This window comes from Actinomadura latina NBRC 106108 (genome assembly GCF_001552195.1).
Taxonomy (GTDB): domain Bacteria; phylum Actinomycetota; class Actinomycetes; order Streptosporangiales; family Streptosporangiaceae; genus Spirillospora; species Spirillospora latina.
Genome location: NZ_BCQS01000006.1, coordinates 13507 through 38261 on the forward strand (window position 1 = coordinate 13507; position 24755 = coordinate 38261).

General features: G+C 73.1%; 15 protein-coding genes. 5 read left to right on the forward strand and 10 right to left on the reverse strand.

All coding sequences use genetic code 11. From position 1 onward, the window contains the following. Positions 1-22: 22 nt before the first annotated feature. Genes AL2_RS10745 through AL2_RS10760 form a run of 4 tightly spaced genes read right to left on the reverse strand, consistent with a single transcriptional unit; the run spans position 23 to position 5050 of the window. Positions 23-1468 (reverse strand): GumC domain-containing protein, encoded by a 1446-nt coding sequence (locus AL2_RS10745; protein ID WP_067632649.1) that lies wholly within the window; start codon positions 1466-1468, stop codon positions 23-25. 41 nt (positions 1469-1509) lie between these two features. Then, positions 1510-2412, reverse strand: coding sequence for a sulfotransferase domain-containing protein (locus tag AL2_RS10750; protein WP_067632651.1), 903 nt, complete (start codon positions 2410-2412; stop codon positions 1510-1512). Beyond that, the gene (locus AL2_RS10755) at positions 2409-3650 is read right to left on the reverse strand and encodes a hypothetical protein (protein WP_245666534.1); all 1242 of its coding nucleotides are present in this window, start codon (positions 3648-3650) and stop codon (positions 2409-2411) included. The genes AL2_RS10750 and AL2_RS10755 overlap by 4 nt, the downstream gene beginning before the upstream one ends. After that, positions 3647-5050 (reverse strand): hypothetical protein, encoded by a 1404-nt coding sequence (locus AL2_RS10760; RefSeq protein WP_067632652.1) that lies wholly within the window; start codon positions 5048-5050, stop codon positions 3647-3649. Before AL2_RS10760 ends, AL2_RS10755 begins: the two co-directional genes overlap by 4 nt. Positions 5051-5453: 403 nt before the next feature. Between AL2_RS10760 and AL2_RS10765 the strand changes: the two genes are divergently transcribed. Then, on the forward strand, positions 5454-9191 hold the full coding sequence (locus AL2_RS10765) for a PKD domain-containing protein (protein ID WP_067632654.1): 3738 nt from the start codon (positions 5454-5456) through the stop codon (positions 9189-9191). A gap of 176 nt (positions 9192-9367) precedes the next feature. Here AL2_RS10765 and AL2_RS10770 read toward each other — a convergent pair whose 3' ends face one another. From AL2_RS10770 to AL2_RS39130, 6 genes are all read right to left on the reverse strand, one after another. Further along, complete coding sequence (locus AL2_RS10770) at positions 9368-10969, reverse strand: CBM96 family carbohydrate-binding protein (protein ID WP_067632656.1); 1602 nt, start codon at positions 10967-10969, stop codon at positions 9368-9370. Positions 10970-11026: 57 nt separating this feature from the next. Next, a complete protein-coding gene (locus AL2_RS10775; RefSeq protein WP_067632658.1) occupies positions 11027-12292 on the reverse strand; it encodes a hypothetical protein in 1266 nt (421 codons plus the stop codon). 119 nt (positions 12293-12411) lie between these two features. Next, entirely contained in the window at positions 12412-13203 is a 792-nt protein-coding gene (locus tag AL2_RS10780; protein ID WP_067632660.1) for a WecB/TagA/CpsF family glycosyltransferase, read from the reverse strand. Continuing rightward, the gene (locus AL2_RS10785) at positions 13181-14146 is read right to left on the reverse strand and encodes a sulfite exporter TauE/SafE family protein (RefSeq protein WP_168444856.1); all 966 of its coding nucleotides are present in this window, start codon (positions 14144-14146) and stop codon (positions 13181-13183) included. Before AL2_RS10785 ends, AL2_RS10780 begins: the two co-directional genes overlap by 23 nt. Positions 14147-14248: 102 nt before the next feature. Continuing rightward, a complete protein-coding gene (gene cysC, locus AL2_RS10790; RefSeq protein WP_067632662.1) occupies positions 14249-15718 on the reverse strand; it encodes an adenylyl-sulfate kinase in 1470 nt (489 codons plus the stop codon). A gap of 109 nt (positions 15719-15827) precedes the next feature. Continuing rightward, on the reverse strand, positions 15828-16754 hold the full coding sequence (locus AL2_RS39130; protein ID WP_245666536.1) for a class I SAM-dependent methyltransferase: 927 nt from the start codon (positions 16752-16754) through the stop codon (positions 15828-15830). Positions 16755-16915: 161 nt separating this feature from the next. Between AL2_RS39130 and mfd the strand changes: the two genes are divergently transcribed. The 4 genes from mfd to AL2_RS10815 all read left to right on the forward strand — a co-directional run bounded on the left by mfd (position 16916) and on the right by AL2_RS10815 (position 24734). Next, positions 16916-20512, forward strand: a complete 3597-nt coding sequence (gene mfd / locus AL2_RS10800; RefSeq protein ID WP_067632664.1) for a transcription-repair coupling factor — start codon at positions 16916-16918, stop codon at positions 20510-20512. 43 nt (positions 20513-20555) lie between these two features. Continuing rightward, positions 20556-21212 carry a hypothetical protein gene (locus AL2_RS10805; protein WP_157438092.1) on the forward strand — a complete coding sequence of 219 codons (657 nt, stop codon included), beginning with the start codon at positions 20556-20558 and terminating at the stop codon, positions 21210-21212. A 5-nt stretch (positions 21213-21217) separates the two neighbouring features. Further along, positions 21218-22216 (forward strand): nucleoside triphosphate pyrophosphohydrolase, encoded by a 999-nt coding sequence (locus tag AL2_RS10810; protein ID WP_067632668.1) that lies wholly within the window; start codon positions 21218-21220, stop codon positions 22214-22216. 70 nt (positions 22217-22286) lie between these two features. Continuing rightward, positions 22287-24734, forward strand: coding sequence for a penicillin-binding protein (locus tag AL2_RS10815; protein ID WP_157438093.1), 2448 nt, complete (start codon positions 22287-22289; stop codon positions 24732-24734). Positions 24735-24755: the final 21 nt, after the last annotated feature.

Consider the following 24755-nt stretch of genomic DNA (forward strand, 5'->3'; position numbering starts at 1 on the left):
CGCGGGTCCGGTTTCGTTCATCTCAACCTCGTGGGGAGCCGGGGCCGGGAGTGGTGACCCGGCGGACGGGGGTGCCCGGGCTCTGCCTGGTCAGCACGATGCCGCGGGCGGGGTTGGCGGACTGGTCGAGGGCGAGGACGCCGCTCGCCACCTCGCGGTCCAGGGCGTGCCCGCGTTCCACCACGACCAGGGTGAGGTCGCTGGCCGCGGCCGCGCTGATCGTATCGGCGGCGTTGATGTCGGGTGTGGTGATCACGACGATGCGGGACTCGCGGCCCGCCCTGTCGACGGCGCGGGTGAGCTGCCGGTCGTCGTCGCTGCGCACCAGCCGGACGCCGAAGGTGCGCGGCGGCGGGACGTCGCCGGGGTCGCGGTCCTCGCCGTCCTTGCGGATCCGCAGCACGGTGGTCGCCGAGCCGCCCTCGGTGCACAGCTCGGCCAGCTCGTAGGCGACGGCCGTGCCGGCCGAGGCGGGCACGCCGGTGACGAGGACGGTGGTGGCCTCGGCGTCGAAGACCAGGTTGCGCAGCCGCCGGCAGATCTCCCGGTGGCCGCCGCCGAGCGCCGCCGACTCCACCATGATCGGCAGCTGCGCGTGCAGCCGGACGTCGGCGGGCCGCCGGATGCGCCGCGGCCGCCGGTCGATCAGCAGCACGAAGGAGACCCAGCCGAGCAGGCCGACGCCGATGCCGCCGGCGAGCGCGATGTCCCGGCCGGCGTCGTCCCGGCCGGTGGGCAGCGCCGGGCCGCGCAGCACCTCGCCGGGCTGCACGACCTTGCTGTTCAGCGCGGAGATCTGCTTCTGCACGTCTTTGATCTGCTGCATGATCTCCTCGCGGCGGGTGCGGGCGGTGTGGCCGGTGAGGTCCTCCTCGTCGCCCGGCAGGGTCCGCAACTGCTTGTGCAGCAGGGTGAGGTACTTCTCCAGGGCCTCCCGGTTGCGCTGCTGGATGCCGCCGAGGATCTGCTGCCGCAGGTCCAGGTACGCCTCGGCGGTGGCCTGCGCGCCGCTCTGCGCCTCCTTCGGCGACCCGGCCCGCACCCCGATCGTCAGCACGTGCGTGGAGTTCGGCACCGACAGGTCGATGCGTTCGCGCAGCTCCGCGCGGGACGCGTCGAAGCCGGGGAACGTGGCGAGCCGGCGCAGCACCTCGTCCGACCAGACGAGCTGCGCCTCGGTGTCCATCGTGGTGTCGCGGGGCTGGCGCTCCTTCGGGTTCAGCGGCCGTCCCGGCGTGTACCCCGGGTGCAGCGACACCGGCGGCGCCAGCACCGAGATCCGCGCGGTGTACGTCGCCGGGGTCAGCACGATCTTCGCGATGCCGAGCGCGCCGCCGGCCAGCAGCGCGATCAGCAGCGCGGCGAGGTGCCGGCGGAGCGCGCCCGCGTACCGGGTGACCGGGATGGAGTCCGGGGCGAGCGGCGGCTCCGCCTGCACGCTGGACGGTCCGAGGGTGCGCCTCTTCATCGCGGGGCCGTCTTCATCGCGGGGTCATTTTCATCGCGGGGTCATCGCCGCTCGTCCCTCCGCCACGCCGGTTCGGCGCCGAGGAGGGCGGCGAGCTTGTCGTCGTAGGGGGCGAAGTGGTCGGCCAGGCGGCGCTGCAGATGGTCCGGCAGCGGGGACCCCGGCCGGGCGTTGTGCCGCTCGAACGACGCGGGCCGCCAGTGCGGCAGGCCGAGGAACTCCAGGATGGAGTCGTAGCAGGGCTCGGGCTCGGAGAAGAAGTCCTCCGCGTACGCCACCAGCACCCGGTCGCGTCCGAACAGCTCGAACAGCCGCTCGATCTGGTCGGCGTACTGGCCGCGGTCGACGTAGGAGTGGTGCCGGTGGCCGTGGCTCACGTACGCCGGGTCGGCCTTGATCTTCTCGACCTCGCCGGCGAGCCGCTCGGCCTCCAGGTCCAGCGCCCGCTCGAACGGCTCGGTCTCGAACCCGCGGGCCAGCTCGTGCTTGTGCGCCGAGTAGGTGCGCACCACCGGGTCGCGCAGCAGCACGATGAGCTTCACGCCGGGCAGGTCGCGGGCGATCCGCTCCGGTGCCAGCGGGTGGTGCATGTAGTAGCCGGCGGACTCGAACGCCAGCGGCGGCGCCTCGCCCAGGCCGGCCTCGGCCAGGGCGGCGGCGACGCGGCGCTCGGCGAGCGTCCGGACCGGGAAGTGCCCCCGGTACCAGGACAGGCCCCGCGGGTAGTTGACGTCGAAGTAGTGGACGCCCTTGTGGAAGTTCGGCTGGACGACGGCCGGGTGCGCGGCCAGCGCCCGGAACAGCGAGGTCGTGCCGCCGCGCTGCGTGCCCACCATGAGGAAGCCGGGCAGCATCCGGGAGCCGGAGGTGAGCCGCCCGCCGGCGCGGGTCGCGGCCCGCCCGGCCTCCTTGACCCACTGCGGGGCGTCGCGGCGTGAGATCACGAGATCCTCCCGAGGTCGGTGTGCAGGAGGGCCAGCAGCCGCTCGGCGTCGGTGCGCAGCGGGCCGCCGATCGGCTCCTGCGCGGCCAGCAGGTAGCGGCGGCACAGCTCCAGCAGGTAGAGGCGGACGGTCGCGTCCGCGGCGGCGCCGGCCGGCCCGAGCGGTTCGAGCATGGCGGCGGCGCCGTCCGGCCAGGTCGCGTAGGGCGGCCCGGACGCGGCGCGCATCGCCTCCTGCAGCCGGTAGTGCAGCAGGTCGAATCCGTTGGGGACGCCGCGCGCGAAGCGCTCCCAGTCCCACAGCCGCAGCACGCCGCGGTGCCAGGCCATGTTCCACGGGGTCCAGTCGCCGTGCCAGGCGCCGAAGTCGAGGGGCAGGTCGCCGTGCGCCTTCCCGATGCCCTCGACGACCTCGCCGAACGTCGCGCGCTGCCGCTCGTCCAGTATCCCGGCGGGGCTCGCGGCCATGCCGTCCCAGAACGCGCTGCCGCGCAGCGGCGTCCGCTCGACGCCGCCGACCTCGAACAGCGCCCGCATCTCGGCGACCGGGGCCCGCCCGCGCGGGCGCCAGCCGAGCGCGCTGGTCGGCAGCGGTTCCAGGACGAGCAGGTCGAGGTTCCGCCACGTCCCGTGGTGCAGCAGCTCCGGGACGTGCAGCCGCGTCCGGTCCAGGGCGGAGTTCAGGTAGGTGAGGGCGGCGGCCTCGCCGTCCAGCAGGCCGCGGGCCGTGCCGGTGTCGCCCACCTTGACGAACGCGACGGGCTCGCCGCGCGGCGACAGCACGTGCAGGATCGGCTTGCGGTTGGCGCGGGCGCTGCCCAGGCCGACGCTGACCACGACGGGGCGGCCGAGCAGCTCGGCCAGCCGGTCCTCGATGGAGGGGCCGCCGCCGGTGACGCGGAGCCGGTCCCGCAGCGTCCGCTCCGGCAGCCCGGTGCGGACGGCCGCGGCGGTGAGGCCGCGCGAGGCGCGCTGCTTGACGCCGAGGTCGTGGCTGTAGCGGCGCAGCGCGGTGGCCGTGGCGCGGGGCAGGCCCGCCGGGACGAGCAGCCGCGGGTGCCGGGCGTCCGGCAGGAAGGCCAGCTCGCGGCGCGCCCCCGCGGACCGCCCGGGGCCGACCGCCTCGACCGCCGCGTCCGGCCACAGCTCCTCGACGGCCGCGATCCAGGCGGCGCGCGTCTCGCCGGCCCCGCTCGCCGCACCGCCCGCCGCCGCCCCGCTGTTCGCCGCCCCGGTCACTGCGCCTCCTCGGCGGCCAGCGCGCGGACGCGCGGACGCGGGCCCGCGACGCCCTGCTCGTCCCGCCTGGCCCGCCACATCAGGGCCACCGCGATCATCACCGTGTACAGCGGTACCTCCACCATGTCGTACGTGATCATGAAAAGGGTGCAGGCGATCAGCACGCAGCAGCCCGCCAGCGAGTAGGCGCCGCGATCCCGCCAGTGCCGCAGGAACCGGATCGCGAAGAACGCGCAGAACGCGATCGTCCCGACGACGCCGTTGGCGAAGATGAGCAGCCACAGGTGGCCCTGGGTGCCGAGCGGCGGCGACTCGCACGCCTTGCAGCCGACCCGCGCGCCGCCGGCGACCTGGCCGAGGTCGCCCTGCACGTTGCGGGTCGAGCCGAAGCCGACCAGCGGGGAGCCCATGAGCGCGCTGCGGGTGGTCTCCTCGGCGAGCAGCGTCCGGCGGTTGTTGCTGTGCGGGTTGTCCAGCCGGTCCTGGACGAGGCCGGGCAGCGGCGACAGCGCCACGACGATCGCGCCGGCGGCGGCCATCCCGGCCGTCCAGGCGATCACCCGCGGCCCGCCCACCTGGAGGAGCTTGAGGACGCCGAACAGCCCGATCGCGCCGAGCGCACCCCACAGGCCCCGGTTCAGCGAGTACACGACCGGCCACAGCGACGCCGCGAGGATGATCAGCGCGAAGACGCGGCGCCGCATCCGGGCGCGGACGATCCACGTCAGCAGGAAGTAGGGGAGGAAGAACGCGTAGGCGGCGCCCCAGGTGTTGGCGTAGGCGAACGGCGCCATCGGCCGGGACTGCGCGAAGCCGAGGATCGACTCGATCTCGGCGACCCTCGGATGGACGATGTCGCGGACGAAGGAGTTGCCCGTCAGGCCCCGCGGCAGCACCATCTCCACCGGCGAGGTCAGCTGGATCGCCGGGAAGAACGAGCCGATCAGGCCGCCGATCGTCGTCACGACGAACATGTAGCCGAGCAGCCGGCCGATCTTCCCGGACGGCAGCTCCCGCTCGCTCATGTTGCCGATGTAGAGCAGCACGATGGTGAACGACAGGTACCAGGCGAGCCGGTAGCCGTACACGAGCAGCCGGCTGAACCCGCCGCCCGGCTCGGCGAGCGGCGCGTCCGCCCACAGGACCAGCACGCCCAGCACGACCCAGATGAGGAAGAACAGCCAGGCGCCGAAGCCGCTGGGCGCGACCAGCGTGCCCCGCCGGCGCCACAGGGTGAGCGCCATCGGCACGCTGATGAGCAGCAGCACGATGTTGGCCAGGCCGAGGATCCACCACAGCGGGAAGCCGAGCAGCGCGACGCTGAGCGGCCACCCCGGCCGCAGCCGCCATGGCAGCAGCCGCGGCGGCGCGAGAGGCGTGCTCCCCGCGATCCCTCGCATCCCGGCCAATCACCGCTCCGTTCCCCTGGACGCACCGTCGGGCGCGCGGACCGCGACGTCCGGGCATCCGGGCGCACGCCGCACGGTGGAGGACGTCCGGCCGCCTGCCAGGGGCGACGGCGGGCCGTGGCCGGATTCGGCCACCCATTCCGGTCGTCCGGTAAGGGTCGGGGGGCGTCCTTCCAAGGTGCGCAGCGTACCCCGCTGCGCATGATGGGCGTGTCCGGCGGAGGTGCGAGGCATGCCCCAACCCGCCGGATCTGTTGTCCGTTCGGTACCTGAAACCGAAACGTTAGTGATCAGATCGGCAGGTCAGGCGGCCCGCGGCTACGATTGCCCGGCGCCGTGCGCCTTTACGCGCGCAATACGGTCGTTTTATGTCTTATATGGCACGGAGGGGTCGATGGGCAGACGCAGGTGGGGGGCGCTTGCCGCGAGTGCCGCATTCGCGCTGGGAACGCTGACGGCGAGTCTCGTCGCGGCGGTCCCGGCGCATGCCGATCAGCGGGGATCCGAGCCGGGGCACGGCCGCGTCGTCAACGCGGACCCGGCGAACTACACGCCGAACGTCGTGGACGGCGACGTCAAGTCGATCATCAAGATCGGCGGCAAGATCTACGTGGGCGGCTCGTTCACCCAGGTGAAGGAGCCCGGCGCGAACAAGCCCACGCTGACCCGCGACCGGCTGTTCGCCTTCGACGCCTCCACCGGCGCGATCGACCCGAACTTCGCGCCGAGCCTGAACAAGGGCGAGGCCAGCGTGCTGCTGCCGGCCCCCGACGGCCAGTCCATCTACGTCGGCGGCAGCTTCAGCGAGATCAACGGCACCCGGCAGTTCGTCCTCGCGCGGATCGACGCGCAGACCGGCGCGCCCATCACCGCGTTCAAGCCGCAGCTCGACGCCCGAGTCCGCGACCTGCGGTTCGCCGGCGGCCGGCTCTACGTCGCCGGCACCTTCGCCACGGCGGGCGGCGCCGCGCGGGCGGGCCTCGCCACGCTGAACCCGCAGACCGGCGCCCGCGACGACTTCGTGGACCTGAACATCGCCGGCACCCAGACCGGCGACGGCGTCACCCAGATCTACAAGATGGACATCAGCCCCGACGGCTCCAAGCTCGTCGGCATCGGCAACTTCAGCTCCGTCGCGGGCAGCACCCGGCGCCAGATCGTCATGCTCGACCTCACCGGCGCGTCCGCGCAGCTCGCGAACTGGGACACCACCCGCTACGGCGACCAGTGCTCCCAGTCGTTCGACACCTACATGCGGGACGTCGAGTTCTCCCCGGACGGCGCGTACTTCGTCGTCACCACCACCGGCGCCTACGGCGGCTCGGCCAAGCTGTGCGACACCCAGGCCCGATGGGAGAGCGCCGCCACCGGCGCCGGCCAGCAGCCCACCTGGGTGAACTACACCGGCGGCGACACCACCTACGCCGTGGAGATCACCGACAGCGCCGTCTACGCCGGCGGCCACTTCCGCTGGGCGAACAACCCCTTCGCCGGCGACAAGCCCGGCCAGGGCGCCGTCTCCCGCGAGGGCATCGTCGCGCTCGACCCCGCCAGCGGCCTGCCGTTCAGCTGGAACCCCGGCCGTGACAAGGGCGTCGGCGTGTTCGACATGCTGGCCACCGGCGAGGGCCTGTGGGTCGGCAGCGACACCGACAACATCGGCGGCGAGTACCACCAGAAGCTCGCGCTGATGCCCCTCGCCGGCGGCAAGGCCGTCCCGCCGTCCAGCACCGGCGAGCTGCCCGGGAACGTCTACTCCGGCGGCGGCATCGGCAACGGCGCGGCCAACTACCTCAAGCACCGCTCATTCGACGGCACCGCCGCCGGCGCCGAGGTCGCCGACGCCACCGGCGGCGTCGACTGGCGGTCCGCGCGCGGCGCCTTCATGATCAACGGTGACCTGTTCTACGGCGGGTCGGACGGCTCGTTCAACCGCCGCGCCTTCGACGGCACCACGCTCGGCCCCGTCACCGAGATCGACGCGGCCGACCAGCTCGTCACCATGACGACCTGGCACTCGCAGGTCGCGAGCATCACCGGCATGTTCTTCGCCAACGGCCGGGTCTACTACACCCGCGGCCAGTCGGCGCTCTACTACCGGATGTTCAACCCGGAGAGCAACGTCGTCGGCGCGCAGGAGTTCACCGCCGTGGGCAACCTGCCCGGCATGTCGTGGAGCTCCGTCGGCGGCATGTTCGTCAACGGCGGCGACCTCTACTACGTGGGCAACACCAGCGGCAAGCTGTACCGGGTCGCGTTCTCCGCGGCGGGGGTGCCCTCCGGGGCCTCCACCGAGGTCAGCTCCGCCGACTGGCGCGGCCGGGCGGTGTTCCTGTTCGCCGGGACGCCCAACACGGCGCCGCAGGCCGCGTTCACCGCCAACTGCGACAAGCTGGACTGCGCGTTCGACGCGTCCGGCTCGGCCGACCCCGACGGCTCCATCGCCTCGTACGCGTGGGACTTCGGCGACGGCGGCACCGGCACCGGAGCCACGCCCCAGCACACCTACGCCGACGCCGGCGAGTACACCGTCAAGCTGACGGTGACCGACGACCGGGGCGGCAAGGGCACCAAGACCCAGACGCTCACCGTCGCGGCGAACCAGGCGAACATCGCCTTCCGCGCCGGCATCGGCGGCAACGCCAACGTCCAGACGGCCTACGCGCAGATCCCGCCGTCCGTCCAGGCGGGCGACGGCATGATCCTGATGCTGACCTTCAACAGCGGCAGCGCGTCGCTGACGACGCCGCCGGCGGGCTGGACGCAGGTCGACACCCAGACGGTCGGCAGCGCCACCTCCGTCCTGTGGAAGCGGGTCGCCCAGGCCGGTGATGCCGGGAAGCAGGTCGACATCGGGCTGAGCGCCTTCACCAAGGCCGACATCCAGCTGCTCGCCTACGACGGCACCAACACCACGGACCCGGTCGCCGCCGTCGCCAAGGGCGGCGACGCCGACTCGGTCACCGCGCACACCAGCCCGAACGCGCAGGTCGGCGGCACGGGATCGTGGGCGGTGACGTACTGGGCGGACAAGTCGTCCAGCACCACCTCGTGGACGGCGCCCGCAGGCGTGGAGACCCGCCGCATCGGCATCGGGTCCGGCGGCGGCCGCATCACCAGCCTGACCGTCGACAGCAACGGCACGGTCGCCACCGGCACCTACGGCGGCAAGACGGCCACCACCGACGCGGCGAGCCGCGCCGGGATGTGGACGATCATCCTCGCCCAGGGTGACTCGGCGGCGACGAACGAGGCCCCGCAGGCCGCGTTCAGCCGCAGCTGCGACGACCTCCAGTGCACGTTCGACGCGTCCGGCTCGGCCGACCCCGACGGCTCCATCGCCTCGTACGCGTGGGACTTCGGGAACGGCCAGAACGGCACCGGCGCCACGCCGCAGCACGCCTACGACGCCGCCGGCACCTACACGGTCAAGCTGACGGTGACCGACGACAAGGGCGCCAAGGACACCAGGTCCGAGACGGTGACGGTCGCGCCGGACCAGGCCGACATCTCCTACCGGGCTGGCGTCGGCGGCAACGCCAACGTCAAGACCGCGTACGCCCAGATCCCGGCGTCCGTCCAGCCGGGCGACGGCCTCATCATGGTGCTGACCTTCAACAGCAGCGACGCGGAACTGACGACGCCCCCGGCCGGCTGGACGAAGGTGGACGACCAGAACGCGGGCAACGCGACGTCCGTCCTCTTCAAGAGGGTCGCCCAGGCCGGTGACGCCGGGAAGCAGGTCGACATCGGGCTGAGCGCCTACACCAAGGCGGACATCCGGCTGATGGCCTACGCGGGAACCGACACCACCGACCCGATCGCCAAGGTCGCCAAGGACACCGACGACGACTCCGGCACGCAGCACACCAGCCCGGACGCCGACGTCACCACCTCGGGCGGCTGGGCGATCACGTACTGGGCCGACAAGTCGTCCAGCACCACCTCGTGGACGGCCCCCGCGGGCGTGGAGACCCGCGGCACCGGCATCGGGTCCGGCGGCGGCCGCATCACCAGCCTGACCGTCGACAGCAACGCCGCGGTCCCCACTGGCAGCTACGGCGGCAAGACGGCCACCACCAACGCCGCCAGCCGCGCCGCGATGTGGACCATCATCCTCAAGCGAAAGTAACCCACCCGCTCGTCAACAACGTGGCCGCGGTGCCGACGCCCAACAGCGCCGGCACCGCGGCCATACGTATTAACAGCGCGCCGCGACGCGGAGGCCCACCAGCGTCCGGAGCGGGCATGCCCGGCGACGGCCGCATGCCTCGTTATGCGGGTCCCAGGGGGTCGCCCCCCTGGGAGCTAGCAGAAGTCTTGCCAGGCCTTGCGGCTGTGGCTGTCGAGGAGGCGGAAGTCGCCGGTGGACCAGTCCAGGTCGAAGTAGGCGACCCAGAGGGCCTTGTGCTTCTTCAGGTAGGCGTTGGTGGCGTGGAGCCAGGCGGCGCGTTCGGTGCCGTCGTCGTCGCCCACCAGGTAGCTGCCCGTTTCGGCGACGCCGAAGGGGAGGCCCTCGGCCTTGCTCACGGCGATGACCCGGTCGTACATGGTGGACGGCGAGTCGTAGCGACCCTTCTTCCAGCCCAGGTTGTAGGCGTCCCAGCCGAGGACCTGGATGACGTCGCCGCCCGGGTAGTAGTCGCGCCAGTCGCGCTTGGAGAGCGGGTCGAGGCTCCAGCTCATGAGGACGAGGGTGGCGTGCAGCCGCGAGTTGCCGGCCTTGTCGGCGAGGGCGCGGAGGCGGCGCCAGGCGGCGCGGTAGTCGGCGGCGGTGAACTCGCCGGCGGCGATGTTGTCCTCGGGCTCGTGGTAGTAGACCCAGTAGACGTCGCGGTCGCGGGGGGCGGTGGCGAACCAGGCGGTCATCGCCTTGTCGTACTTGCCGGCGAGGACGTCCTTGGGCGCCAGCTTGAAGGAGATGATCGGCGGGCGGGCGCCGAGGTCCGGGTTGCCCGGCCACGCCGGCGGGACGCCCCGGTAGAAGAGGCGGACGGTCTCCAGGCCGCCGTAGCGGGCGTCCAGGCGGCCGAGGGCCTTCTGGAAGGTCTCGCCCGGCTTGAGTTCGAGGGAGAGGCCGCAGAGCGTCGTGCCGCCGCCGGGGGAGGTCTCGGGGGACTTGGTGGGCTGCGGGACTTCCCAGGTGGGTTCGGGGCCCGGTGCGGGCAGCGCCGCCGTGGGGGGCGCCGTCGGGGACGGGGACGCGCCCGGAGACTGCGCGGGCTCGCCGCGGCGGGTCTTCAGGACGAGGCGGGGCCCGTCGCCGCCCTCGCGGGAGTGCAGGGAGGCCGCCGACCGGAAGTGCTGGTTCGTGATGGCGAACGTGTAGCGGCCGGGGCCGGTCACGACGGATCCGACGTCGAAGGAGATCCGGTCCTTGCCGGACGAGGCGGTCGCGATGACGGGGCCGGCGGACGGGCGGTTGCTCCAGGACGTGCCGTTCTCCGTCCAGGAAGCGGGGAGGGCGCGGAGCTCGACCTGGCGGGGCCGGTTGCGGGGGCGGTCGAACGTCACCTCGACCCGGGCCTTGGTGATCTCCGGGGTGCCGCGCGGCACGTCGAACGCGATGTAGGCCTCGGTGTGCCACTCGGGCCACACCGAGGCGGTGATCTTCTTGTCGTCGCCGAACCCCTTGCCGGGCATCTCGCGTACCACGTAGGTGTCGGCGGACGCCGGCACGACGGTGCCGCCGCCGGCGGCCGCGGTCCGGGCCTCGCGGCTCATGCCGGCCCCGGTCAGCGCGATCGCGCCGGCGGAGCCGCCGACGACGAGGAGGGTGCCCGCGGCGGTGAAGTAGAGGGACGGCCGCCGCCCGCGCCGCCGGCGCGGCCGCGCCGGCGGGACGGGCTGCGAGCGGCGGGGGTCGGGCCGGTGGTGACCACCGGGGAACGGATCGCGGGGGTCGCGCACGGACGGCCCCTTCCTCTCGATGGTCGTCGCCCCTTTATCTCACACAGGTCACAGGGCTCACTGGGCGGGGAACATCCCGAGCCGGCCGTGGTACTCGTGCCCGAGCTCCTCGGTGTCGCTGCCGACGAGCAGGCCCTTCGGGTGGGCGACGAGCGCCTCGACGCCGTGGCCGAGCGTCCGCGTGGGGTTCCACGAGAGCGCCTTGCCGGTCGACGGGTTGAGCGCGCCGATGCCGGGCCGCGACACGGCGCCGGGGCCGGGGTTGTCGTGCCCGTAGGGGTTGTCCAGCCACCGCTGGTGCCCGCCGACGTAGACGGCGGAGCCGGTGACGGAGGTGGACAGCAGCGTGTCGCCGCCGGTCCAGTTGACCCAGGTGGGCTTCTGCCCGGACCCGGTGCGGGACGCCTCCCAGCGGGCGGCGGAGTCGCACAGCGTGGTCCGCCCGTAGGGGCCGCCGGTGGTGACGGCGACGAAGTACTTGCCGTCGGGGGAGAAGTCCATGCCGCGCATGTAGGTGTCGAACGCGTTGAGGTTGCACGCGTCGGCGTACTCGGTGGTCGACCAGGTCGACAGCTTCGCGGTCGTGCCCAGGTTGATCAGCGCGATCTGGTACCGGGTCGCCCCGTTGACCCGGGTGAACGTCCCGTTGATCACCAGCCGGGTGTCGGCGGGGTCGACCGCGAGCTTGTAGACCTTGAGCGCACCGGACCGGGGGTTGGTGACGCTGAAGTTGAAGCCGCCGTCGGCGGCGCCGCTCAGCGCGTCCAGCCGGGCGACGGCGGTGCGCGACTTGCCGCCGGCCTTGGTGAACGAGCCGCCGATGTAGAGGTGCAGGCCGCGCCGCACCATCGTGGTGACGCGGTAGTTCACGCTCGGCTTGAAGCCGGTGTGGACCTGGTTGGTCGTGGTCTTGATCGAGGCGACCGTGCCGGTGCTGCGGCCGTTGACGGTCTTGAACGTCCCGGCCATGTAGACCCAGCCGCTCGTCCCGGCCTGGAGGGCGTGCACGGTGCCGTCGACCTTCGGGATGAAGACCGTGCTGATCTTCCCCGTCGTCATGTCGTAGGCGAACAGGTTGTGCCGCTTCAGCGTCTTCGACGTGCCGGCCTCGCGCACCTCGTCGAAGTTGCCGCCGACGACGACCAGGCTCCCCACGACGGCGATGGCGCGGACGGTGCCGTCGAGGACGTGCGGGGTGTTGTTCACCGGATTGGCCGAGACCACCGACGGCATGGCGATGTCGGCGGACGCCGTGCTCGCCGCGGCCGTCAGCGCGGACGCCGCGAGAGTGGTGGCCGTGAGGCAGGCGATGAAGGGTCGCATGAAGGTGCTCCGGGGGACGGCCGGGGTTGATGATCGCATCTTGTCCTACCACATGGGCGAATAGCGGGCAGCGGTTCCGGGGGAACCGCTCTCGGAAAGAGATGTCGGCCGTGAGCCGGTCACCGGTCGCGCGCCTTGCCGTGCCGGATCCGGTGCAGGATGACGCGGCCCAGGTAGGAGCCCAGTTCGATGGTGTAGCGGCGCCACAGCCGGCGGGGCTCGCGGGCCAGCCGGTACAGGAATCCGACGCGCAGCTTCAGGACCCAGGCCGGGTAGTACTGTCGCCGCTCGGCGAGGTGCTCGAAGTACGCGCCGCACGTGATGATGACGGGCGCGGTGAGCCGGTCGCGGTACTCGGTGACGAACCGCTGCTGCAGCGGGGTCCCGAGGCCGACGTGCAGGATGTCGGGGGCCGCCTCGTTGATCTCGGCGACGAGCCGCTCGGCGGTCTCGGCGGGCAGCCGGCCGTGCTCGTCCGCCCAGTGGCCGTGCAGCGTCCCGGCGATCTCCAGGCCCGGGTACCACGCGCGGACGTTCGCGGCCGCGGCCTCGGCGACGCCCGGCGCGTTGCCGAACAGGAAGACCCGCCAGCCGTGCTCGGCGGGCTGCCCGAACAGGTCGCCGGTGAGGTCGTCGTTGGCCATCCGGCCGGGCACCGGGCGCCCGAAGATCTTCGCGGCGAGCACGACGCCCCAGCCGTCCGGCAGGTTGAGGTCGAAGCCGTTCATGAGGTCGCGCAGCGCGGCGTCCTTCTGCGCCTTGAGCACGTAGTCCGGGTTGGCGAACGTGACGGTCAGCTTCGCGCGCTCCTTGACGGCCGTCTCCGTGAACGACCGGAGCCGCGCGACGTCGGCGCGGCTGACGCGCACGCCGAGGACGTCGACGGTGTCATGCGGCCATCGTTGGTCCACGCTGCTCTCCTGACGCACCGGCCCGGCCGGCGGCTCGGACGGGAGAGGGCAGCGTACCGGGGTTCCGGCCGGCGCGGTGGCGCAGGTACAGCCAGGCGGCGGCCGTGGCGGCGGTCAGCGCGGCCATCGTCCAGGCGAGCGGGAGGGCGCCGACGCCGAACATCTTCAGCGAGGACGCGACGAGGACGAGCGCCAGCACGCGGCGGATGAGCCCGCCGGGGGCGCGCGAGGAGATCTTGGAGCCGAGGTAGACGCCGGGGATGGAGCCGGCCAGCAGGGCGGCGGTGACCTCCATCCGGAAGTCGCCGAACAGCAGGTGGCCGATGGCGGCCGCGAACACCAGCGGGACGGCCTGGAGCAGGTCGGTGCCGACGAGCTGGTTGGCCTTCAGCGCCGGGTACAGGGCGAGGAGCGCGACGATGATGAGGGAGCCGGAGCCGACCGAGGTGATGCCGACGACGAGGCCGCCGACGGCGCCGACCAGCACGGTCGGCACCGGGCGGACCGTGACCTCGGGCGCCTCGCCGCCGCCGTCCTCGGCGGAGCCCGCCCGGCCCCGGTGGGCGAGGTAGGCGCGCAGGACGAGCCCGCCCGCGGCGATCATCAGCGCGACGCCCATCGCGGTGCTGATGAGCTTCTCGACCGAGTCGCCGCGGCCGAGCGCCTTCGCCAGCAGCACGCCGGAGAACGCGGCCGGCACCGAGCCGGCGCACAGCCAGCCGACGAGCCGCATGTTGATCGTGCCCTGCCGGTAGTGGACGGCGCTGCCGACGGGTTTCATCACGGCGGCGGCGACGAGGTCGCTGGACACGGCGGCGAGCGGGCTGACCCCGAAGAAGGTCACGAGCATCGGCGTCATCAGCGCGCCGCCGCCCATCCCCGTCAGCCCGACGATGATGGCGACCAGGAAGGATCCCAGCGCCATCGTCCAATCGAAGTCCATCGGCATGACCTACCTGCCATGTAGGAAAACTCGCGTATACCCTAGGGGACGGCCCCCGGTTGGGTCTAACCCGGGTGGCGAGGGACAAACGGGGCAGATGTTCTATTCGGGGCGAACCCAGCCGCCATCCACCAGCAGGCCGAGCACCTCGCCGACCGCCTCGTCCGGCGACAGCCGCGAGGTGTCGAGCGTCAGATCGGCGTCAGCGGGCACCTCGTAGGGGTCGGAGATGCCGGTGAACTCGGGGATCTGCCCCGCGCGCGCCTTGGCGTACAGGCCCTTGCGGTCGCGGCGCTCGCACTCCTCCAGCGGTGTCGCGACGTGCACCAGGATGAAGTCGCCCACGGCGGACACCATCCGGCGGACCTCGGCGCGGGTCGCCGCGTACGGGGCGATCGGCGCGCAGATCGCGGTGCCGCCGTGCCGGGTGATCTCGGCGGCGACGAACCCGATCCGCCGGATGTTGAGGTCGCGGTCGGCGCGCGAGAACGTCAGGCCGGCCGACAGCATCCGCCGCACGACGTCGCCGTCCAGCAGCGTGACGGTCCGGCCGCCGCGCTCGATCAGCGCGTCGGACAGGCCGCGCGCCACCGTCGACTTCCCCGAGCCGGACAGCCCGGTGAAGAACACCGTGATGCCCCGCGAGTGCTTCGGCGGGCGCGCCCGCACCAGCTCGGCGGCGACGGCCGGCGGGGTGAACCAGTCGGGGACGGGCTCGCCCGCGTCCAGCAGCTCGTTCAGCCGCTCGGCGGTCAGCTCCGCCTGGACGTGGTCGGGCTCGATGCGCGCGACCGGCCGCCAGACCTCCACGTCGGCGTCGTAGGCCCACGGCTCCGGCACGACCAGCGGGATCGCGGTGCCGTCCCGCTCCGCCTCGGCGAGCAGGTGGGTGGCGCCGTACGCGGCGGCGACGTGCGCGCGCAGCAGGACGTCACGCTCCTCGTCGCCGCGGGCGGGCAGTGGCACCGGGACGATCCGGGTCCCGTCCGGCAGCTCCTTGCGGACGCCCAGCAGCGCCCTGACCAGCGACTCGTCGTGCTCGCCGCCGAGCAGCGGCAGGACGAGCACCGTCGCGCCGAGCCGCTCGGCGACCTGGCGGAGCTGGCCCAGCTGCTTGCGGTGCAGGGGTTCGCGGGTGGCCACCGCCAGCAGCGGCCCCTCCACCGGGGCGAGTTCGTCGGGACGGCGGCGCAGCGCGTGGAACGGTCCGTGCGCCGGTGCGCGGAGGGCCTCCAGCGGCCCCGCGAGCCGCCACGCCTGGGTGGCCGGGTCCTGCCAGGCCTCGGTGACGTCCAGCACGGCGAGCGGCACGCCCTCCGGGTCCTGCAGGACGACCCGCTCGTGCCCGGTCAGCTCCTTGGGGACGGTCAGCGTGACCGGGACCGGCCACGGGGTGCCGTCGGCGAGCCGCCCGCCGGCGACGACCATCGCCGTGTCGTAGGCGCCGAGGAACCCGGGCAGCGGGCGGTGCACCCCGGCGAGGAGCAGCTCCAGGTCGGCGAGCTCCACCGGGTCCGGGGTCCAGGCGGGCAGGTCGCGCAGCGTGTCGGGAAGGCCGGCGTCGGCGGTCACCGCGATCTCCGATCCCGCCCGGCGGCGGGGAACCGGGCTCGTCCGTGTCAGTGGGAGTTTCCGCAGGAAAAATACTGCGTCGGCCCGCGCCCGCGCACACCCGCCCCGGTCAGATGACCCTGGCGAAACGGTTCTCGGGCTTGCGGATGACCAGCGTGATCTCGCTGTGGTCTGCGGTGAGGCGCCCGCGGGTGACCGCCGACACGAGCCGGCACAGCAGGTCGGCGAGGCCGGATCCGGCCCCGAGCGCGTCGATGGCCTGCCGGGACGTGTACTCCTCGGAGATCACCAGCCCGCGCATCACGCAGTACCAGCGCAGGCCCGGCCCGGACGCGACCCGGCCGTAGACCGCGCGCGGCGGGCCCGTCCGGACGACCGGCACCGGGCGCGACGCGCGCCCCGGCGGCGGGCCCCCGGCCGGCGCCGTGCCGGGCGCGGCGGCCGGCGCGGCGGCGGGTGTGGTTGTGGGTGTCGTGGCGGGCGCGGTGCCGGGGGCCGTCTCCGGCCCGGCGACCCGCTCGTCCGCGGGATACGGGACGCGCGCGTGCGCCCCCCGCGGGCCCCGGCCGGGACGCGGCCGCCGGCGCCGCCCGGACGGGCGCAGCCACCGGGGCAGCGTGCGGTCCAGGAAGCCGAACGCGGTGTTGCGGTCGCGCAGGTGCACCAGCAGCAGCCCGCCGGGCTTCAGCGCGGCGACGAACCGGTCGAGCACCAGCTCGGCGTGCGGCACGCGCTCGATCAGGTACGAGGCGTGCACGATGTCGTAGGCGCGCGGCGGCAGCGGCACCGTGCGCAGGTCGCCGAGGTGCCAGGTGTCGAGGTCGGGCCGCTCGCAGGTGTAGGCGCGCAGCTCCGGGGACTCCATGTCGACGCCCGTGACGTGGTGGTCGTGGTCGCCGAGGTCCAGGCCCGTGCCCCAGCCGCAGCCCGCCTCCAGGATGTGGATCCGCTGCAGGGGCTTCTCTAGGGCGTACTGTCGGGCGCGTTCTGAGAAGAGATCGCCGTCGCTGACCGGCGGCGTACGCAGATCGGTCACAGTCTCGCAGCGTAATCGCCCGACTGCACTCCGTCCGCTATTTGCGCATTCTTGGTAATGCCGTGTCGCGTACCCTGGGACGCGGTACCGGGGTCCCGCTGGGATTCCCGGCTCTTCGGGCTGCCCTGCCACGGGGTTCTTCGGCGAATGTGCGGGCGAAAATGACGCTTTCTGGACTTGTTGACCTTGCGTGCACCGATCCCGGTCTGGAGCGCGCCCTCAAGCGTGCGCGGGCGGACCAGGAGGTCGTCGCGCCGGCGGCGCTGTGGCCGGTGCTCGCCGCCGCGCTCAGCCGCCGGCTCCGGGCCGGCGGCGCCTCGGACGCCGGCGGCACGGTCCTCGCGGTGACCGCGACCGGCCGGGAGGCCGAGGACCTGACCGCCGCCCTGTCGAGCCTGCTCGACCCCGCCCGGGTGGCGCACTTCCCGGCGTGGGAGACGCTGCCGCACGAGAAGCTGTCGCCGCGGTCGGACACGGTCGGGCAGCGGCTCGCGGTGCTGCGCCGGCTCGTCCACCCGGACGCGGGCCGGCCCGCCGAAGAGGGCAAGGGCGGCGAACTGGACGTCGTCGTGACGCCGATCCGGGCCGTCCTGCAGCCGATCGTCGCCGGGCTCGCCGACCTGGAGCCGGTGCGGCTCGTCTCCGGCGAGGACGCCGACATGGACGACACCGTCCGCGATCTGGTGGACGCCGGGTACCACCGCGTCGACCTGGTGGAGAAGCGCGGCGAGATCGCGGTGCGCGGCGGGATCCTGGACGTGTTCCCGCCCACCGAGGAGCATCCGCTGCGGGTGGAGTTCTGGGGCGACACCGTCGAGGAGATCCGCTACTTCAAGGCCGCCGACCAGCGCTCGCTGGAGATCGCGCAAGGCGGGCTGTGGGCGCCGCCGTGCCGCGAGCTGCCGCTGACGGAGAAGGTGCGCGACCGCGCGAGGCTCCTCGCCGGGCAGCACCCGGCGCTGGCGGAGATCCTCGGGCGGATCGCCGACGGCGACACCGTCGAGGGCATGGAGGCGTTCTCGCCCGTCCTCGCCGACCGCATGGAGCTGCTGACCGACCTGCTGCCGGACGGGTCGGCGCTGCTGGTGTGCGAGCCGGAGCGGATCAGGACCCGGTCGGTGGAGCTGGTCCGGACGAGCCAGGAGTTCCTGGAGGCGAGCTGGGTCAACGCCGCCGCCGGGGGAGAGGCGCCGATCGACCTGGGCGCCGCCGCGTTCCGCTCGCTGGAGGAGGTGCGCGAGCACAGCACCGAGCTGGGGCTGCCGCGCTGGAGCGTGACGGCGCTCAACCCCTTGACGGCGAGCGAAGCGAGCGCGGGGGGTACAGGGGGGGCGTCCCCCCTGGATGACGGGGGCGAGGCGCTGAATCTGGGTGTGACGCCGGCGGAGGCGTACCGGGGCGACACGTCCCGCGTCGTCGGCGACCTGAAGGGGTGGATCGACGGCGGCTGGCGCGTCGTGATGGTCACCGCCGGGCACGGCCCCGCCGAGCGGCTCGTCCAGCTCGTCGGGGAGGAGGGGATCGGCGCGCGGCGCGCCGACCTCGCCGAGCCGCCCGGCCCGTCGGTGGTGACGGTGGCGACCGGGCTGCTGGAGAACGGGTTCACCTGGGAGTCGGTCAAGCTCGCGGTGCTGACCGAGACCGACCTGTCGGGGCAGAAGTCGTCCACGAAGGACGCCCGGCGGATGCCGTCGCGGCGGCGCGGCGGCATCGACCCGCTCCAGCTCAAGACCGGCGACTACGTGGTGCACGAGCAGCACGGCGTCGGGCGGTACGTGGAGATGGTCAGCCGGACGGTGCAGGGCGCCACCCGCGAGTACCTGATCCTGGAGTACGCCAAGAGCGACCGGCTGTTCGTCCCGACCGACCAGCTCGAAGAGCTGACCCGGTACGTCGGCGGGGAGGCGCCCAGCCTGCACCGGCTCGGCGGCGCCGACTGGCAGAAGGCGAAGTCGCGCGCCCGCAAGGCCGTCAAGCAGATCGCCGGGGAGCTGATCCGGCTGTACTCGGCGCGGATGGCGAGCCCCGGCCACGCGTTCGCGCCCGACACCCCGTGGCAGCGGGAGCTGGAGGACGCGTTCCCCTACAACGAGACGCCCGACCAGCTCGCCGCCATCGACGAGGTCAAGGGCGACATGGAGAAGCCCCTCCCGATGGACCGGCTGATCTGCGGCGACGTCGGCTACGGCAAGACCGAGATCGCGGTGCGGGCGGCGTTCAAGGCCGTCCAGGACGGGCGGCAGGTCGCGGTGCTCGTGCCGACGACGCTGCTCGTCCAGCAGCACATGTCGACGTTCAGCGAGCGGTTCGCGGCGTTCCCGGTCGTGGTGAAGCCGATCAGCCGGTTCCAGACCGACAGGGAGATCGAGGAGACGCTGCGCGGCCTGTCCGAGGGCGGCGTGGACGTCGTCGTCGGCACGCACCGGATCCTGTCGTCGCAGACCCGGTTCAAGGACCTCGGCCTGGTCGTCATCGACGAGGAGCAGCGGTTCGGCGTCGAGCACAAGGAGGAGCTGAAGCGCCTCCGCACGCAGGTCGACGTGCTCGCCATGTCCGCGACGCCGATCCCGCGCACGCTGGAGATGGGGCTGACCGGCATCCGGGAGATGTCGACGATCCTCACCCCGCCGGAGGAGCGGCACCCCGTCCTGACGTTCGTCGGCCCGTACGAGGAGAAGCAGATCGCCGCGGCGATCCGCCGCGAGCTGCTGCGCGAGGGCCAGGTGTTCTTCGTGCACAACCGGGTCCGCTCGATCAACAAGGTCGCGGCGAATCTGGCGAACCTCGTCCCGGAGGCGCGGATCGGCATCGCGCACGGCCAGATGAACGAGAACGAGCTCGAAAAGGTCATGGTCGACTTCTGGGAGAAGAACTACGACGTCCTCGTCGCGACCACGATCGTCGAGTCCGGGCTGGACGTCCCGAACGCCAACACCCTCATCGTCGACCGCGCCGACATGTACGGGCTGTCGCAGCTGCACCAGCTGCGCGGGCGCGTCGGACGCGGCCGGGAGCGCGCCTACGCGTACTTCCTCTACCAGCCGGAGCAGCCGCTGACCGAGACCGCGCACGAGCGGCTCGCGACGCTCGCCCAGCACACCGAGGTGGGCGCCGGCATGTACGTCGCGATGAAGGACCTGGAGATCCGCGGCGCGGGCAACATCCTCGGCGCCGAGCAGTCCGGGCACGTCGCGGGCGTCGGGTTCGACCTGTACGTCCGGATGGTCGGCGAGGCGGTCCGGGAGCTGAAGGACGGCGGCGCCGGCGAGGCCGAGGCCGTCGAGACGAAGGTCGAGCTGCCCGTCGACGCGCACCTGCCGCACGAGTACGTGCCGGGCGAGCGGCTCCGGCTGGACGCCTACCGCCGCATCGCCGCGATCACGTCCGACGACGAGATCGGCGCCGTCCACGACGAGCTGAAGGACCGCTTCGGCCCGCTGCCCGTCCCGGTGCTGAACCTGCTCGAAGTGGCGCGGTTCCGGGCGAAGGCGCGCCGGGCGGGGCTCACCGACGTCACGCTCCAGGGCAACTTCGTCAAGTTCACGCCCGTGCGGCTGCCCGACTCCCGGCAGGTCAGGCTGCAGCGGCTGTACCCGAAGAGCATCCTGAAGCCGGCGACCGACACCCTGCTCGTCCCGGCGCCGAAGACCGCGCCGCTCGGCGGCCGGCCGCTGCGCGACCAGGAGCTGCTGAAGTGGGCGACCGACCTGGTCGAGGCCCTGTTCCTGGAAACGGCGACCGCGTCCGGCAGGCGGTAGCCTGGGCCGACCCCGAGCACTCCCATGACGAGACGAGGATTCCGTGCCTGGTAAGTCCGTGAAGGCGGCGGTGGCGGTCGTGCTGGCGGCCGGCGCGCTGGCCGGCTGCGGCGGCTCCCCGAAGGTCGGCACCGCCGCCCTCGTCGGCGACGACCGCATCACCAACACCGAGCTCAGCCAGACCGTCCGCGACTGGCGCACCCAGTTCCGCGCGGACCCGGCCGCCAACGAGCTGCGCGCGAACCCCGCCAACCCGGCCCCGCAGCTCGCCGGCGACTCCGAGTCCGACCTGCAGGGCGCGCTCACCCTGCTGATCAACTTCCAGGTCGCCGACAAGGTGGCGAAGGCCGCCGGCGTCAAGGTCACCGGCGGCGAGGTGGACACCGCGGTCCAGGCGCTGAACCAGCAGGGCGGCGCCGACTCGATCACGCTGGCGAGCGGGCTGCCCCGCGCGCACACCCGCGACCTCGCGCGCCTCGTCGCGACGCAGATCGCGGTCATGCAGCGGTTCGGCGCGGACCTGGGCAACCGGCTGAGCCCGGCGACGCAGCAGGCCGGCCGGCAGTGGAACGAGCTGTTCAAGCGCACCGCCGACGGCATGCGCATCGAGGTCAACCCGCGCTACGGGCACTACGACCCGGGCAAGTTCGAGGTCGGCTCGATCACCTACCGGCTGTCCAGCCCCGATTCGGGTATCTGAGGCGCATGGCCCTGACACTGCTCGCGACCACGCACCGGGTCGCGCCCGGCCTGCTGACCTGGCGGGCGTGGGACGCGCTCCGGTCGGCGTCCGCCGTCCGGCTCCGCGACGGGCATCCGCTGCTGCCCTCGCTGCGCGACGCCGGGATCGCCCCGGAGACGGTCGAGGAGCCCGACGCGAGCGGGCTGGTCGCCGACGCGCGGCACGCGGACATCGTGTGGGTGGCCGCGCCGGAGGGCGACGAGGCGCTGATGCGCGAGGTCGGCACGCTCGTCGTCAACGACCCGCTGGACGTCGAGGTGCTGCACGGCTCCTACGACCTGCCGGGCGCGCGGCTGCTCGATCTGGTGTCGGTCATGGACACGCTGCGCCGCGAATGCCCCTGGGACCGCAAGCAGACGCACGTCACGCTCGTCCCGTACCTGCTGGAGGAGGCGTACGAGGTCCTCGACACGATCGAGTCCGGCGACCTCGGCGCGCTCCGCGAGGAGCTGGGCGACGTGCTGATGCAGGTGGCGTTCCACTCGGTGGTGGCCGCCGAGCGCGACGACGAGACCGCGTTCACCATCGACGACGTGGCCGGAGCGATCGTCGAGAAGCTGGTGCGCCGCCATCCGCACGTGTTCGGGGACGTGACCGTCTCCGGCGCCGACGAGGTCAACGCCAACTGGGAGCAGATCAAGGCGGCGGAGCGGGCGGAGAAGAGCGGCGCCGAGGCGTCGGCGCTCGACGGCGTCCCGATGGGGCAGCCGGCGCTGTCGCTCGCGGCGCAGCTCCAGCGCCGCGCGAAGCGGATGGCGGCCCCCGCCGGCCTCGCCGACGATCTCGTGCCCGATGAGCGCGCCGCCGCCGGGAACGCCGCCGGGAACGACCTGGGTACGCGGCTCTTCGCGCTCGTCCGGGAGGCGGCGGAGCGGGGAGTCGACCCGGAGTCCGAGTTGCGGGCCGTTTCCCGGGTATTCCGCGATCGTGTCCGAGCGTGGGAACGGCGGCAGCGCGCCTGATTCGCGGGGAAACTACCGGAACATCATCGATGGGGTGGTCCGACCGGGAAGGCCCGTTTACTCTGGGCGCGTGTCTGCCGGGGCTGATGGTGAACCAGGGAAGCGCGACGCACGGGGGGATGTCCCGGGCGGCCCGCGTCCTCGCCGCCGGATCCTCACCTCGTCCACGACCCGTGCCGAGAAGGCCCGCGCGCTGCGCGGGCTGGGCGCGCTCGGCGGCCTCGCGGGCGTCCTCGTCGCGCTGATGCTGCTGCCGACCGCGTGCACGGCCGGCGTCGGCGCCCGCGACACGGCCCGCTGGTTCGACAGCGAGCCGGTGAACCTGACGACGTCCGGCGTCCCGCAGCGGTCCCGGATCCTGGCCGCGGACGGCTCCACCATCGCGACGTTCTTCTACCAGAACCGGGTGGACGTCCCGCTGGACAAGATCGCGCCGGCCGTGCGCCAGGCGGTGCTCGCGATCGAGGACAGCCGGTTCTACGAGCACGGCGCCATCGACCTGCAGGGCACGCTGCGCGCGCTCGCCAGCAACCTCAGCAGCGGGCAGGTGACGCAGGGCGGCTCCGGCATCACCCAGCAGTACGTGAAGAACCTGCTGCTGACCCAGGCCGACAGCGACGAGGAGCGGCAGGAGGCCACCGCGGTCACCGCCGCCCGCAAGGTGCGCGAGCTGCGGTACGCGGTGGCGGTCGAGGAGAAGTTCGGCAAGGACGAGATCCTGCGCCGCTACCTCAACATCGCCTACTACGGCGACGGCGCCTACGGCATCGAGGCCGCGTCCCGGCACTACTTCTCCAAGCACGCGTCCGAGCTGAACCTGGCGGAGGCGGCGCTGCTCGCCGGCGTCATCCGCTATCCCTACGCCTACGACCCGATCCGGCACCCCGGCGAGGCGCGGCAGCGCCGCGACACCGTCCTGGACCGGATGGCCCAGCTCGGCTGGGTCGACCCCGCCAAGGCGGAGGCGGCCAAGAGCAAGCCCGTCGGGCTGGACATCGACAACGTCCGCAGCGGCTGCGTGTCCAGCAAGGCGCCGTTCTTCTGCGACTACGTGCAGCGCGAGATCTCCACCAACCCGGTGTTCGGCAAGACCGCCAAGGACCGGGAGAAGCTGCTCAAGCGCGGCGGCCTCACGATCCGCACCACGATGGACCGGCGCGCGCAGAAGGCCGCGCAGCGCGCCGTCGACCGGCACGTCCCGCCGAAGAACTCCGCGCACAAGGCCGCCGCCGAGGCGATGGTCGAGCCGGGGACCGGCGAGATCAAAGCGATGGTCGTCGACCGGAAGCTCGGCCCCGACAAGGAGCGCGGCAAGACCTGGATCAACTTCGCCGCGGACGCCGGCCACGGCTCCAGCATCGGCATGCAGGCCGGGTCGACGTTCAAGGCGTTCACGCTGGCCGCGGCGCTGGACGAGGGCATGCCGTTCGGGACGCGGCTGATGGCGCCGCGCAGGTTCACCCCGGTCGGCTTCCGCAACTGCGACGGCGACAAGGTCGGCGACCCCAGCGCGTCCCTGCGCAACGCCGCCGACGGCGAGGGCGGCAAGGAGTTCAGCCTCGTCACCGGCACGCACCACTCCGTCAACACCTTCTTCCTCGCGCTGGAGAAGGAGGTCGGCCTCTGCGACACCGTCAAGATGGCCGAGCGCCTCGGGATGAAGCAGGCGAACGGGAAGCCGCTGGAGGAGTACCCGTCGTTCACGCTCGGCTTCAACCCGGTCTCCCCGCTGCGGCTCGCCGCCGCCTACGCCGCGTTCGGCGCCCGCGGCGAGTACTGCAAGCCGATCGCGATCACCTCGATCAAGGACGCGTCCGGGCACCGGCTGAAGGTGCCGGGGCGCGACTGCGAGCGGGCCATCGACGAGGGCGTCGCGGACGCCGTGAACTACGTGCTGCAGGGCGTCCTCACCAAGGGCACGGCGCGCGGGATGGGCATCGGCCGCCCCGCCGCCGGCAAGACCGGCACCGTCGACAACTTCTCCGCCGCCTGGTTCGCCGGGTACACGCCGGACCTCGCGGCGGCCGTCTGGGTCGGCGACCCGCGCGGCGGCTACCGGCACCCGATGGAGAACCTCTGCATGGACGGCACCTGCTACGGCGCCGTGTTCGGCGCGACGATCCCGGCGCCGATCTGGCAGCAGAGCATGAGCGGGGCGCTGCGGGGCACGGACGCGTCGCCGTTCCGCCGCCCGCCGTCGTTCTACTTCAGCAAGGGGTCCGGCGAGGACCGGGCGAAGGTCCCCGACGTGCGCGGCATGAAGCTGGGCGACGCCGTCGCCAAGCTCCGCGCCGCGGGCTTCACGACCAACGTGGGCGAGCAGGTCGAGTCCCGCCGGTACAAGAAGGGCACGGTCGCCGAGATGTCCCCCGGCCCCGGTTCGGCCGAGCCCGGCACGACCATCACGCTGCGCGTCAGCAAGGGCTCGAAGAAGCGCGACGGCGGCGGCCGTCCGGGCCCCGGCGGCCCGCCGGCCACGCCGCCGCCCGGTCCCCCCGGGCAGGAGGCGCCCGCCTGAGGGCGGCCGGTGGTGTGACCC

Coding starts and splice junctions, on each gene's coding strand:
- AL2_RS10745 (WP_067632649.1), bottom strand. CDS start 1,468: ATGAAGAGGCGCACCCTCGGACCGTCCAGCGTGCAGGCGGAGCCGCCG.
- AL2_RS10760 (WP_067632652.1), bottom strand. CDS start 5,050: ATGCGAGGGATCGCGGGGAGCACGCCTCTCGCGCCGCCGCGGCTGCTG.
- AL2_RS10765 (WP_067632654.1), top strand. CDS start 5,454: ATGGGCAGACGCAGGTGGGGGGCGCTTGCCGCGAGTGCCGCATTCGCG.
- AL2_RS10775 (WP_067632658.1), bottom strand. CDS start 12,292: ATGCGACCCTTCATCGCCTGCCTCACGGCCACCACTCTCGCGGCGTCC.
- AL2_RS10785 (WP_168444856.1), bottom strand. CDS start 14,146: ATGGACTTCGATTGGACGATGGCGCTGGGATCCTTCCTGGTCGCCATC.
- mfd (WP_067632664.1), top strand. CDS start 16,916: ATGACGCTTTCTGGACTTGTTGACCTTGCGTGCACCGATCCCGGTCTG.
- AL2_RS10810 (WP_067632668.1), top strand. CDS start 21,218: ATGGCCCTGACACTGCTCGCGACCACGCACCGGGTCGCGCCCGGCCTG.